General features: G+C 65.4%; 11 protein-coding genes. 6 read left to right on the top strand and 5 right to left on the bottom strand.

What is annotated here, in order from left to right:
• Positions 1–42: 42 nt before the first annotated feature.
• From H6717_05795 to H6717_05785, 3 genes are all read right to left on the bottom strand, one after another.
• Complete coding sequence (locus H6717_05795) at positions 43–792, bottom strand: HEAT repeat domain-containing protein (protein ID MCB9576522.1); 750 nt, start codon at positions 790–792, stop codon at positions 43–45.
• 121 nt (positions 793–913) lie between these two features.
• Positions 914–1,444, bottom strand: coding sequence for a TlpA family protein disulfide reductase (locus tag H6717_05790; GenBank protein MCB9576521.1), 531 nt, complete (start codon positions 1,442–1,444; stop codon positions 914–916).
• Positions 1,445–1,473: 29 nt separating this feature from the next.
• Positions 1,474–2,964: a thrombospondin type 3 repeat-containing protein gene (locus tag H6717_05785; protein ID MCB9576520.1), complete on the bottom strand. Its 1,491-nt coding sequence runs from the start codon at positions 2,962–2,964 to the stop codon at positions 1,474–1,476.
• Positions 2,965–3,133: 169 nt separating this feature from the next.
• On the opposite strand from H6717_05785, the gene H6717_05780 reads away from it, so the two are divergent.
• Together H6717_05780 and H6717_05775 are read left to right on the top strand one after the other, a co-directional pair.
• The gene (locus H6717_05780) at positions 3,134–4,285 is read left to right on the top strand and encodes a protein kinase (protein ID MCB9576519.1); all 1,152 of its coding nucleotides are present in this window, start codon (positions 3,134–3,136) and stop codon (positions 4,283–4,285) included.
• Between the two features lie 92 nt (positions 4,286–4,377).
• Positions 4,378–6,618 carry a TIGR04551 family protein gene (locus H6717_05775; protein ID MCB9576518.1) on the top strand — a complete coding sequence of 747 codons (2,241 nt, stop codon included), beginning with the start codon at positions 4,378–4,380 and terminating at the stop codon, positions 6,616–6,618.
• A 3-nt stretch (positions 6,619–6,621) separates the two neighbouring features.
• Here the strand turns inward: H6717_05775 and H6717_05770 are convergent, their stop codons facing one another.
• The gene (locus tag H6717_05770) at positions 6,622–7,059 is read right to left on the bottom strand and encodes a helix-turn-helix transcriptional regulator (GenBank protein MCB9576517.1); all 438 of its coding nucleotides are present in this window, start codon (positions 7,057–7,059) and stop codon (positions 6,622–6,624) included.
• A gap of 296 nt (positions 7,060–7,355) precedes the next feature.
• Between H6717_05770 and H6717_05765 the strand changes: the two genes are divergently transcribed.
• Positions 7,356–8,288 (top strand): hypothetical protein, encoded by a 933-nt coding sequence (locus H6717_05765; protein ID MCB9576516.1) that lies wholly within the window; start codon positions 7,356–7,358, stop codon positions 8,286–8,288.
• A gap of 80 nt (positions 8,289–8,368) precedes the next feature.
• Here the strand turns inward: H6717_05765 and H6717_05760 are convergent, their stop codons facing one another.
• Complete coding sequence (locus H6717_05760) at positions 8,369–8,899, bottom strand: hypothetical protein (protein ID MCB9576515.1); 531 nt, start codon at positions 8,897–8,899, stop codon at positions 8,369–8,371.
• A 195-nt stretch (positions 8,900–9,094) separates the two neighbouring features.
• Between H6717_05760 and H6717_05755 the strand changes: the two genes are divergently transcribed.
• The 3 genes from H6717_05755 to H6717_05745 are packed head-to-tail and all read left to right on the top strand — an operon-like array spanning position 9,095 to position 12,615.
• The gene (locus H6717_05755; protein ID MCB9576514.1) at positions 9,095–10,066 is read left to right on the top strand and encodes a hypothetical protein; all 972 of its coding nucleotides are present in this window, start codon (positions 9,095–9,097) and stop codon (positions 10,064–10,066) included.
• Positions 10,063–10,731, top strand: coding sequence for a hypothetical protein (locus H6717_05750; protein MCB9576513.1), 669 nt, complete (start codon positions 10,063–10,065; stop codon positions 10,729–10,731). The genes H6717_05755 and H6717_05750 overlap by 4 nt, the downstream gene beginning before the upstream one ends.
• A gap of 3 nt (positions 10,732–10,734) precedes the next feature.
• Entirely contained in the window at positions 10,735–12,615 is a 1,881-nt protein-coding gene (locus tag H6717_05745) for a hypothetical protein (protein MCB9576512.1), read from the top strand.
• Positions 12,616–12,643 lie beyond the last annotated feature (28 nt).

Genomic DNA, 12,643 nt, shown 5'->3' with positions numbered 1-12,643 from the left:
AGGCGTTTTCCCATCGCGGGGGCACGGCTTACAAGCGTCTCGTCACTTGGCGGCGGCGAACAGCGCTTCCGGGGCGCGCTTGACGGCGCTCTCCACCGCGGCGGCCAACACCGTGCGTTTCAGCTCGAAAGACCGCCGCTTGTCCCGGGCCTCGGCCCGGCTGGCCTTGGTGCTGGCGGAGCCGGAAACGGTGCCCGCGATGGCCTGCTCGGGCATCCGATGCACGATGTACTCGACGCTGGCGGAGTACACGACGTCCGAGCCCTCGCGCGAGGTCCGGAGCTTTCGCACCGACCCCGTCACCATCACCAGCGGGATCTTCTCGTCCGGAGTGCCATCCACCACCTTGACGCCGGGGAGCTCGTCGAACTTCTGGCGAGAGGTCTGCTCCATTTCGCCGAGCAGCTTGCCGGTGCGGACGCCCTTCGCGTCTTTCATCTTACCGAGCTTCACCAGCACGCGCGTCTTCTCCGCGTGGACCACGGCGCGCAACGCGGCGATGCTGTGCTGCACCTGCGAGCGAACCGCGGGAGAGCTGTCCTTCTTGTGACGCTCCAGCGCGGGGATCGCGCGCTTGTCGCCGAGCGCCTTGAGCGCCGCGGCAGCCGCGGCGCGCACCGCAGCGTTCTCGTCGTCGAGCGCTTTCTCGAGAGGCGCGCGCACGGTGCTGTTCTTGGTCTTGCCCAGCTCCAGTGCTGCCTGCACGCGGACGCGGAAGTCCTCGCCGTGCTCCAAGCGATCGATCAGCAGACTGACGTTGGCCGCCGGCGCTGCTGAGCCAATGAGCAGCATGACAGCGCATGCGAGAGCCGCGATCAGGATCCGAGCAGTGGAGCGCACCTCGCTTTGGAGCTTAACGCGTTCACGTTGGCCCTGCGACCTGCGCACTTCCCCCACATGTAGGGCGCGCGACCTACAGCAGCGACTCTACTTGCTGCTCGATCTCTTTCTCTTCACCGGAGTGGAAGCCCGAGTGAACGAAACGAACGACACCGCTCTTGTCGATGATGAAGCTGGTTGGCATCGTGCTCGGCTCGTACTGGCGCGACAGAGCTTGGCCTTCATCCCATGCCAATGGAAACTTCGCACCGGTCTGTTTCGCGAAGTCTTTGATGCCATCCGGCTCGTCGTCCACACTGATACCGATCACGGCGAGCTTGCCCCCAAACTTGTCGACCATGGCCTGGTAGTGCGGAAACGACTCCTTGCAGGGGTCGCACCACGTCGCCCAAAAATCCACGATCACGACCTTGCCCGCTTCGCTGCCGAGGGACACGTGGTCGCCTCCGGATTGCGCGGCCAGCTCGAAGTCCGGCGCCTTGGCACCGAGCAGTGGGTGATCCCCGCCCTCTGCAGCAGAGGACGCAGGCCCCATGCTGCCACCACAACCCGTGAGCGATGCGCTCGCGACGGCGAGCGCGACGAGCATGACGAATCGACGCATCGACTTTCTTCTCCTGAGGGGCCGGGAGCTTACTTCTTCTTCTTGTTCTTGTCCGCCGGAGCTTCGTCGGGACAGCCGTCTTCGTCCTCGAAACCGTTCTTGGTCTCCGGCTGGTCCACGCACTCGTCGTCGTTGTCCAAGATGCCATCGCCGTCGTTGTCGGGATCCGGACAGCCGTCCGTGTCCTGGTAGCCGTCGGTATCCTCGGCTTCGTTCGGACACTTGTCGCGGGAGTCCGGCACGCCGTCGTTGTCGCTGTCCGGCTCGTCGGGGCAGCCGTCGTCGTCCTTGTAGCCGTTCTTGGTCTCGGGCTTGTCCGGACACCGATCACGGTCGTCGTTGATGCCGTCCTTGTCGTTGTCCAAGTCGGGACAGCCGTCGGTGTCCTCGAAACCGTCGGGATCTTCGGGCTCCGTGGGGCACTTGTCGGCGCTGTCTTGGATGGTGTCGCCGTCGTTGTCGAGGTCCGGACAGCCGTCGCTGTCTTCGACGCCGTCCTTGTCCTCCGCCTCCGTCGGACACTGATCGTCCTGATCGTAGATGCCGTCGCCATCGCGATCTCTGCGTTCTGCAACGTACATGAGCCCGGCGAAGCCGCGCACCGCGGGCACGCCCACACCCTGAATCACGCCGGTTCCCGCGCCCGCCAGGATCACGAACGACGAGTCCGTCGGGAGGATCTGAAAGCCGCCGTCGACCTCCAAGGTGTTGGTGCCGTTCTTGGAGCTGAACTTGGTCGCGCCGAAGCCGTCCGCCACGATGCGGATCACCGGGCTCACGCGGAAGCCCGCGGCGACGCCGTAGCGGAACTCCGGGCCCAGCGTGGTGGAGCCCACGCGGCCCTCCCCGCGGTACACGCCCGCCAGGTTGCCGCCGAAGGAGAATGGCCCCGCGTCGCCGTCGAAGATTCCGCGGATGCCCACCGTCGGCGTGGCGTCACCGATGAAGTTGCCCTTGGCCGTGGCGTGGCCGAGCGGTCCGGTCGCGAACAACCCCGCACCCACGACGAAGGGATCGCTCAAGTTGCCGTACAGGCGATACTTGCCCTCGACCTGGGCGTCCCCCATGCCGACGGCGCTGAGGCCGTTGGGGTCCGTGGTGCCGCGGTCCGTGAGGCCCTGCCCTTTCACCCAGGTCACCGGGACGCGCAGGCTGACCTGCAGTCGGGGGATCGGTGTGAGCGAACCCATGAAGTCCCCCGTGATCATGTTCTCGACGACGGGCACGTCCTCCGGATTGCTGGCGTTCGGGTCGTCGCAGTCCGTCTCCGAGCGACAGCTGCGCACCACGAAGGGCTTGTAGGCGTAGTTGATGACCAAGCCACCGCTCCACGCCATGTTGCCGTCCGTGCGGACCCCGCGGGTGGTGAAGTAGTTGCGAGGGCCGGGCGCCGGATCGAAACGCTGGACGGTGAATTCGTTGTCGATCGCGTCCTGGGCCGCCGCGCTGGCGGCCCAGACGAGGAGACCGGCCGAAAGCGCCGTAACCATGGTGATTCGGCGACGTTTCGGCGAGGACATCGAAGGGAGCATTGGCAACTTGGAGTGACTCATCCTCGGCTCTCCGCGGATTGGGGCTACACGACCAGAGCAAAGCCAAGGCTCGCACAGGCCGCAAGCCCTCTGCAAGCAGGCCGCAGGTCCGGCCCGAGTTTGTCAGGCGGTGCGGCGAATCGGCTATCCTGCCGCCGTGGCCGTCTGCGGGTCCTGCCGGAACGTCATCGAAGACGTGGCTCAGTTCTGCCCCATGTGCGGCGCTCGCGTGGCGAAGGCCACGCCTGGGGCGCGCATCGAGCCGGGCTCCGAGCTCGACCTCTCCTGGGCGAAAGTGGTCGTGGGCGACCGCATCGGCGAAGGGGGCATGGGCGTCGTGTACCGCGGGTGGATGTACTACAACCCCGACGGCCCCCAGGCGAGCACGCCGGAGCACCCCGTAGCGGTCAAGGTACTCCACCCGTTGCTCAAGAGCCGCGAGCGCGCGCGCCGGCTGTTCATGGGAGAAGCCTCGGCCTTGGGGCGGCTGTCCCACCCCAACATCGTTCACTTCTTCTCGCTGTGGCAGGAGGCGGGGCATCTCGCCATCGTCATCGAGCTCGTGGAAGGACAGCCGCTGAACGAGATCATCGAGCGCCACATTGCCAGGGCCCGCGCCGGCGGCCTGCCCTGCATGCCGTTCATGCGTGCATGGCACTACTTCTCACAGCTGCTCGGCGCGCTGGCGGCAATCCACTCGCTCGGGATCATCCATCGCGACGTGAAGCCCAGCAACGTGCTGGTGCGCACGGACGGCGTGGTGAAGCTGACGGACTTCGGCATCGCGCGCCTGCCGGCCGACGAAGCGCGGAACACCGGCGGCATGGCTCCCGGCACCGGCGCGTACATGGCGCCGGAGCAGGTGCTCGGCCGCCATCTGGATGCGCGCACGGACCTCTACAGCGCAGCCATCGTGCTCTACGAGATGCTCACCGGAGTGACGCCCTTCGACTCCCCCACCAAGAACGAGATCATGGTGCGCACCAGCCAGGTGGAGGACACGCCGGCGCCGATCACCAGCGTGGTGCCTCAGTCCCCGGCGGTGCTCGATTTGCTCTTCGCCCGGGCGCTGGCCAAGGACCCCATGCACCGCTACGCGTCCGCCATCGACCTGGGCGAGGCATTTCGCAACGCGCTGAACCTGCCCGAGACCGAGGGCTGGGACGCCCAGCAGCGGCTGGCGGAGAACGCGCGGGCTATCTCTCAGCTCGGATTGCCCGCCTCTGCGGCGGCGGCCACTGCAGAGGCCGTGCCTGAAGAAAAGGCCGAAAAGCTGCGCACAGCGGTGATGCAGGCTTACCGCGGCTGACCGGCCGGAAGCCTGCGGAACACCGTCGTTGACAGTGTTCCGCACCGCATGCGAGACAAGCGGCCAGCTTTATTTGCGGAGCCCCGGGGCGCATGAAAACGAAATCTCCGATCGTGGTCGCTGTGGGCGTCGTGCTGCTCGCGGCCACTGCACAGGCCCAACCCGCACCGGCCAAGCCGCCGGCTGCCAAAGCGCCCGCCGAGAAGCCGGCAGGGGACAAGCCCGCGGCCAAGCCGCCGGCGGCGAAACCTCCGGCAGCCAAGCCTCCGGCAGCCAAGCCTCCGGCGGCCAAGCCGCCTGCGGCGCAGCCCGACGAAGAAGACACGACGGACGAGCCCACGGACGAGCCCGGCGCCGAGCCCACGGACGAGCCCACGGAGCCGCCGCCGGAAGAGCCGCCCACTCGTCCCCGTGCGGGCACCGCGCCCACGGCGACGGGTACGCCCACGATGCCCGGCTTCCAGCCGCTGCCCACGTGGCCCAAGCCCGGCAGCGATTCGCAGGCCCTGGAAGAGCAGGGTGAGAAGCGTCCCGAGGAAGCCAAGAAGGACGACAAGGATCGAGTGTACGCCGAGGACTGGTGGTCCCACGCACGCCCCATCTTCGAGATCCACGGCTACTACCGCCTGCGCGCGGAGCTGTTCCACAATTTCTCGCTGGGGCGGGTGGACGCACCGGGAACCGCGATCTGGCCCATTCCTGCAGACAACCGCTACATCGGGCCAACCGGGACGTACGGACCCGCGTTGTGTACGGGGAAGCAGTCCGGGGTCAATGACAGCACCGACCCCGCCGAAGGGCTGTACTCCTGCAAGGACAAGACGCAAGCCGGCGCCAACATGCGCTTCCGGCTGAACCCGGAGCTGCACATCTCGGACAACCTGCGCGTCATGAGCCAGATCGATCTTCTGGACAATCTGGTCTTGGGCTCCACGCCAGAAGGGTACGCCAACACGCCCGATCAGGACGGCGGCTACCAAGTAGTGAAGCGCGCGGGCTACACGCCGCTGGGGGCATTCGACACCACTCAAGAACCTCCCAGCAACGGAAGCAACAGCTTCCGCGACAGCATCCGCGTCAAGCGCGTGTGGGCGGAGTACCTGACGCCGGTCGGCCAACTGCGCTTTGGTCGTATGCCCAGCCACTGGGGTCTCGGCATCTTGGCCAACGCGGGGGACGGCTACGACGACGACTACCAGACCACCGCAGATCGCATCATGTTCGTCACCGGCATCAAGTCCTTGGACTTGTACTTTGCCGGTGCCTGGGACTTTGCCAACGAGGGAGCGACCAGCCAGAGCCGCACGCAGCCGCAAGGGCAACCGTACGACTTGTCGCAGCTCGACGACGTGAACCAGTACGTGTTCGTCGTCGTGCGCCGCAAGGACCCCGAGCTCACCAAGCTGAGCCTGGCCAAGGGCAACGTCGTGCTCAATGGCGGTGCATACGTCGTGTATCGCAAACAGCTGTTGGCCAACGACCTCAGTGGGGCATGCAAGGCCGGAGCGGCAACTCTGGGTTGTACGACGGCAGACGTGCAGCAGGGATACGTCCGCCGCGGCGCCCAGGCATGGATCCCAGACTTGTGGCTCCAGCTACTGTACAAGAAGTTCCGCTTCGAGGCGGAGTTCGTCACCATTCAAGGCTCGATCGAAAACACGCTGGCGATAGGGTCGAACTACGTGAACACCATCGAAGGCGAGAACGGCTGGAAACTTCGCCAGTACGGCTACGCCCTCGAGCTCGAGCAAAAGCTGGTGGAAGACCGCCTCCGCTTGGAGTTCATGCACGGCTGGGCCTCGGGTGATGCGGAGGCCGTCACCGGCGGAACGACCAACAACCTGAGCCCAGGCAACGCGCTACAACCGCAGGCAGGTGACAACACCTTCTCCACCTTCCGGTTCAATCCGAACTACAAGGTCGACCTGATCCTGAACCGCAACCTGCTCACGCGGATCCAGGGCACGTACTATTTCCGCCCCAGCGTGGAGTACGACTTCGTGCGCAATCCGAATGGCCAGCGTTTCGGTGGCGGCTTCGCGGCCATCTGGACCCGCGCCAGTCAGTTCGTGCAGACCCCGGGCCACAAGCGTGACCTGGGCGTGGAGCTGGACCTCTCGCTCTATTTCCAGTCCAAGGACGGCGCCCTCAACGACGATCCGGACAAGATGGGCGGTTTCTACACCATGCTGCAGTGGGGTGTGCTGTTCCCCTTGGGCGGCCTGGGTTATCAGTCGACTCAAGCCGACCGGCTGGACAACGACTTTGGTGCGGGCACTTCGGACCTGAGCACCGCCCAGATCCTCCGCTGGTACCTCGGCGTGATGTTCTGACGCTCAAGTTCGCTCAATCCGGGCAACGTCAGGTCGAACAACCAGGCGTCGTAGCGCCATTCGTGCGATCAGAGCCAGTACACCACTGCGAGAGTTCTGATGCGCTTTGCGCTGAATCCGCGACCAATACGTGCGCACGGTGCCGTGGGCGCAGCCGAGTTTCGCAGCAATAGCGCGATCGCCGAGGTCAACCAAGGCTAGGCGCAGCACCTGCTCCTCCCGCTCGCTGAGAGCCAACTCGCGCAGAAACTCAGCAGGGAGCTCTTCGGTTACCCCAAGGAAAGCATGAGGATCCACGACGACGACATGGGTGGATGCGTCCAGCAGGATGGGCGTGTCCTGCACACCCGGCGCGCAGACCACTGCCGGAATTCCGCCCTCGCGTGCTGCGCGAACCCATGGTGCAACTGCCGCAGTCGTCTCGTTGTTGACGTAGACCATCAGGAAGTCGAACTCCGCTACCCTTGGGGGATCGCACTCGGCGCCTGTCCTCTCGACGATGGCAGCGCGCGTCAAAGCAAGCGGCGCTACCTCCCCGACCCAGAGGACACGTCGCACCTTCATAGAGTCGGCCACCCCGAGTCACCCACGTGCCCGAACTGTACGCGAGTTGCGCACGGAGGCAAGCGCAACAGTTTGTGCAGAAGCCGCGCAACTTGATCGCAGAGGCGTACGCAACACGCCGACGCGACACAATTTGCCGATCCGCTACCATCCGCAGCGAAGGAGGTAGATGAATGGTGCAAAAGGCGATGGCTCTCATTGCGTGCATGACGACCGCTACTTGGTTCATTGCCGGTTGCGGGGGGGCGGAACCGCGTGAACCAGATGAGGGGAACGGCGGGGCAACCGCGGGCGAGGTGCTTTCGAAATCGCAGGCGGAGTTGACCACATGCTCTCCGGCCACGAACTGCGACTACTCGCACGTTCTGACGTACAGTAGCTCAAACAACGACGGATTCATCATCGGGCCCAACCCGGACGACTATCTTTGTTGGGCATCGACGGTGGCCTCGAGGGACAGCCCTGAGCGAGGCCCCCACACTGAAGTTGGCTGGATCAACTTCACCCTGAAGTACTGGTTCTTGATAGGGAAGGGATCCATGTCCTGCGTGAAGCGCTGCTGCTTTTCAAGCAACGGCGGCGCTAGCGACGTGAACTGGCTGTCCACTGCCTTCGTCACAGACGCCACCAACAGTGGAACGTCGATCTACACCAACGCATGGTGGGGTGATGCCGCAACGATCGTACAAGGGTTCACTGCCGCCACCGACTTCAACGCCAACAAGGATGTCTTTGCTCAGTACTTGACTCGGACGACGCCGACGCGGGTTTGGGCATCGGCCGGCACAAAGACCCAAGCATATTCGTTCTTCGTCGGTATTCCTGGCGGTGGACACGTTCGAAAGGTGTCGGGATTCTTCAGCGTCTATGAGGGCTCGTACAACAGACAGATGATCCGTACCACTGACGGCATCTGCTACTTCCACTCGCTTGGCCCGTTGATTGACCGTGAGCAGAGCAGCGCAGAACGGAAAGTGTGGATCTCCCCAGAGTACGATGCCCCTCAAGGCGACTACTACTGGCACCTGCGCACCACATCGACAGACCCCAGCTACACGGCACCGAAGGCCACGGCAGAGTGCTACTACTACAATCAGAGTCAATAGTGTGGATGGGTTGGTCGGCACCCGGAGTGCCTATCAACTGCTAGTGCCAGGTTCGGACAACAGGTGGCGTGATGTTCTGATCAGTCCTGCCACGCGATTCGGAACGCGCACTCGGGCGCTCCCAGCGCGCGGCAGGATTGCTCCTCCACCACGACGTTCGTCCGCGGGCCGACCTCCAAGGAGCCCTGCACCCAGCCGGCGATGGCCAGACAGTGGGCGCGGTGCGGCGATGGGAAGTCGGCGATGTTGATGAGGATACCGTCGCCGACGGTTCGCGTGCGGAGCTTGCCGCCGTCGTAGTGCGAGCCCCACAGCCCGGAAGCGATGCCCAGGAACGTGGACGGCCGCATGTGACGCATCACCAGGCCACGCCACACGCCCATGTTGTGCGTCGCAGCGAAGCGGCCCATGTCCCACACGAGCCGCAGGTCCCCCTGCCCGAACAAGCGATCCGCGAGCACGTTGGCCTCGATGAAGAGGTCGAAGTCCACCCAGCCACCGGGCGGCTCTGCAGTCGACGACAACAGCTCCCGGAGCGCTGACGTCGCCTGGGAGCGATAGCGCTGGCGCGCCGCAATCCCAAAGCGCTCTTCCACGAACGCGTCTCGCATCCGCACCGTCTTCGCCTGAACCCGGGCTTTACCGGAAACCCCACTCATCGCGGCCCACCGTGCACAGTACAGGGTACGCCCCGACCACCCCCGCGGCCACTCGGCGAAAATAGGCTGAAACCGCTTGCTCGCCTCACCGTAGCTGGAATACGCCGCCCTTGGCGGGTAAGTATCCCCAAAGGACGGGAGACGACGATGGCCTGGCTTCGTACGACATCTTTGGTTTTCGCGCTGGCACTCGCTGGTTGCGGCGGTGGGGACGACGGCGCTGGCGGCAGCGGTGGCGGCGGCGCCACGGGCGGCAGCGGAGGAACCGGTGGGGCCGCGGGCTCCGGCGGCCAGGCCGGCGGCGGCGCCGGCGGCGCCACGCCCCAGTGCGCCACGGGCCCCGGCTACAAAGAGACCCCCGCGCCGATGCAGGTGGACTCGCTCAACGGCAAGGTCACGGACCTGGATGGCAATCCCGCCGGGGACACCGTCACCACCGTGTGCGGCACCGACATCTGCATCTTCGGCAGCACGGACACGCAGGGCACCGTGGTCACTTGCGACAAGGCCACGAGCATTTGCACCCCCGGCATCCTGCCGGGGCAGGCGATCGACAAGCCGGCGTTCAAGTACGGCCTCGGCCTCAACTACGCCAAGTTCGCGCTGCTCTTGCCCTCGGGCCAATCGGTCTTCGATGTCGGCACGCAAACCACCGCGAAGTTCCCGGCCATGGGCAGCGGCGCCGACCTCAGCGCCGGTTCCGATGCTTCGAACAGCGGCGTGACCGTGAGCATCCCCGCGGGCGCCAAGATCAAGCTCGAGCCGGACTACATCACGGCGGAAGAGAAGCAGTTCCGCGCCGTCGAGATCCCGACGGCCAAGGCACCGGAAGCCGTGGACGCGACCCTCGGCTTCGAGATGCTGGTGGCCACCACTCCGGTGGACACCCACTTCTGTCCCAACGCCAAGCTCACGGTGCCGAACAGCCCGGGCTGGGTCGCCGGCACGGAGGTGGAGTTCTGGGTGCACGGAGTGAACACCGAGGAGGACTGGGCGCCCTACGGTGGCTGGGGCAAGGTCAGCGCCGGCACCGTCTCCAGCGACGGCAACAGCATCGAGACGGCCGACGGCGAGGGCATCCCGCTGCTCAGTGTCTTCGGCATTCGGAAGAAGCAGTGACGCGGATCCGCCCTGCCCTGCTGCTGCTGGCCGCCCTCGCGGCGGGCTGCGGCACGAACCGCCCGGACATCCCCAAAGAGCTGCTGCAACCGGTGGGAGACGCGGGCGCCAGCGGATACCCGGCCGGGCCCTACGGCAGCGCGGAAGGCGCCACCGTCGAGAACTTCCTGTTCACCCAGGGCTGGATGGACCCCGAGGCGGCCGGCTACGACCCCGCGAAGCTCGCGCCCATCCAGCTCAGCGACTTCTACGATCCCGACGGGACGAAGGGCATCGAGATCCTGCTGATCAACACCGCCGCCGTGTGGTGCAGCGCCTGCAAGGCGGAGCACGGTGGCAGCGGGTCCACGAAGAATCTGAACGACCACTTCAACGAGCTCTCCCCGAAGGGCTTCCGCATCTTGAGCCTGCTGTTCCAAGACGCGCAGAGCCAGCCACCGACCGCGGATCACCTGGTGGCCTGGACTACGTCCTTCGAGACGCACTTCCCGATGGCGCTGGATCCCGAGTTCCAGATGGGCCGCTACGCCTCCGCGGAGACGGCGCCCCTCAACATGGTGGTGGACGCTCGCACCATGAAGATCCTGAAGAAGTACATCGGCGACAAGAGTGCCGTAATCTGGCCGTACATCGAGAACGAGCTCGACAAGCGCGCCGCCCAGTAACCCATGCGCGCTCGTGCCCTCCTCTTGCTCAGCATCGGCGGAGCTCTACTCCCCGCGGCTCCGGCGGCTGCTCTCGAACCCGGCAGCATTGGTGACGAGCCGGTGCGCGTCGACATCACCGACGCGAGCAGCGTCATCTACAACGTCGACAACCGCGACTCCAAGCCGAACCAGGTCTCCACCCGCGCCAACGACGACTGGGGCCTGTGGTACAACCGGCTGAACATCCAAGGCAGCTGGGGCAAGTGGAACGCGGGCTTGAGGCTGGATAACGCCTGGTTCTATCGCTCGCCGTACCCGGAGCAGATCGCCCTCGATCTGGTGAACGAGCGGCCCGCGAGCCCCGGCGCCCTGTCCGCCCCCGTCTACTTCCGGCAGAAATTCCAGGAAGCCGGCGAGGAGCTCTCCAACCGCTACATCAACTGGCTGTACCCGGCGAAGTACTACGTCGGGTACTCGACGCGAGACGTCGAGATCACCGCTGGCGACTTCTACGCCCAGCTCGGCCGCGGCTTCGTGCTCTCCGTCCGCAAGCAGGACGAGCTCTCGAGCGACACCACCGTGCGCGGCGCCCGCGTCACCGGTCGCGTGGACGCGAGCGACGTCAAGCTGCGCCTCACCGGCCTCGGCGGCGCGATGAACCCGCTGCGCATCGACGAAGCCAGCGGTCGCTATCTGGGCGTGACCAGCGACGTCGCATCCAACGAGCTTGCCATCGCCGAAGCCGGCATGCCCCGCGCGGTGGATACGGACTTCTTGGATGCGACCCCCACCTACGCGCCGGACCGGATCGTGGCCGGCCAGATCGAGATCGCGCCCAAGGGCGTGCGCTTCGGGACCCAAACCTCCTTTCTCAAGCGGCAGGATCCACTCGACGCGGACGTGACGCGCCAAGCAGACACCATCCTCACGGGCAGCCAATCCATCAATGTCGCGGACTTCGATGGCCACGGCGATGGCTACCTCGAGGTCGCCTACCAGAGCCTGAAGAACACCAACCCCGAGCATCCCGGCCAGAGCTCGAAGGTCGTGGACCCGGGCTACGCCGTGTACGCCAGTGTCAGCCTGATCCAGCTGCCCTTTTCGCTACTGATCGAAGCCAAGCACTATCGGCGCTTCTTCCCGCTGAGTGCCAACGTGAACGTCTCCAGGGCGCGCGAGTTCTCGCTGGTACAATACAGCGCTCCTCCCACGACGGAGGCGTTCTGGGTAGACACCGAAGTGAACGGCTTCAACACCTGCGTCACCGGAGGGCGCGCCAAGGCGGACGCCCACGTCGGCAAGACCGAGTCGGTGTTCGCCTGGGTTGGCCGGTATCACACCTGGGCCGAGAGCGTCACCAACGAGAACTGCGACATCTCCGACCAGAACCTGAACCGCGTGTGGGACGTGGCAACCGGCTTCGAGATAGCAAGCCAACAGCGCAAGAGTCGCGCCAACGTTACCGTGGGCGCTCGAGTGGACGAAACCGATCGCGAGTTCGTGACGGGGTTCGGTAGCACTCACGTGTTCTACCAAGAGAGCTACCTCCGCTACGACATCATCCGCTACCTCACGGGTCCCTTCTCCTTGCAGCTCCAAGGCTGGCATCGGCGTCGCACGGAAAATCAGGGCGGCCCCGAGGAGCCCTGGTGGGAAGGCCAACATCTCACGGGCTTCGACTGGGCGCCGCACCTCTCGGTGGCGTTCGGTGTGGAATACGACACCCAGCCGCAGACGGCGGACACCTACTTCAACGGTCAGGTCACCTGGAAGTTCACGACCGACACCAGCGTGGCGCTGTTCGTCGGCCAGCGCCGCGGCTCGCTGCGTTGCGTGGGCGGTGTCTGCCGCGTGTTTCCGCCCTTCGAAGGCGCCCGCCTCGACGCCGTGGCTCGTTTCTGATCGTTTGATTGTTGGTGCGGCGCGAATC

It is taken from the genome of Polyangiaceae bacterium (assembly GCA_020633235.1).
Taxonomy (GTDB): Bacteria; Myxococcota_A; Polyangia; order Polyangiales; family Polyangiaceae; genus JACKEA01.
This window is presented reverse-complemented; position numbering and strand designations above follow the sequence as displayed.

Excerpts from the sequence above, each read along its gene's own strand:
- H6717_05755 (MCB9576514.1), top strand. The coding sequence starts at position 9,095 with ATGGCCTGGCTTCGTACGACATCTTTGGTTTTCGCGCTGGCACTCGCT.
- H6717_05760 (MCB9576515.1), bottom strand. The coding sequence starts at position 8,899 with ATGCGAGACGCGTTCGTGGAAGAGCGCTTTGGGATTGCGGCGCGCCAG.
- H6717_05775 (MCB9576518.1), top strand. The coding sequence starts at position 4,378 with ATGAAAACGAAATCTCCGATCGTGGTCGCTGTGGGCGTCGTGCTGCTC.
- H6717_05745 (MCB9576512.1), top strand. The coding sequence starts at position 10,735 with ATGCGCGCTCGTGCCCTCCTCTTGCTCAGCATCGGCGGAGCTCTACTC.
- H6717_05790 (MCB9576521.1), bottom strand. The coding sequence starts at position 1,444 with ATGCGTCGATTCGTCATGCTCGTCGCGCTCGCCGTCGCGAGCGCATCG.
- H6717_05785 (MCB9576520.1), bottom strand. The coding sequence starts at position 2,964 with ATGTCCTCGCCGAAACGTCGCCGAATCACCATGGTTACGGCGCTTTCG.
- H6717_05770 (MCB9576517.1), bottom strand. The coding sequence starts at position 7,059 with ATGGTCTACGTCAACAACGAGACGACTGCGGCAGTTGCACCATGGGTT.
- H6717_05765 (MCB9576516.1), top strand. The coding sequence starts at position 7,356 with ATGGTGCAAAAGGCGATGGCTCTCATTGCGTGCATGACGACCGCTACT.
- H6717_05795 (MCB9576522.1), bottom strand. The coding sequence starts at position 792 with ATGCTGCTCATTGGCTCAGCAGCGCCGGCGGCCAACGTCAGTCTGCTG.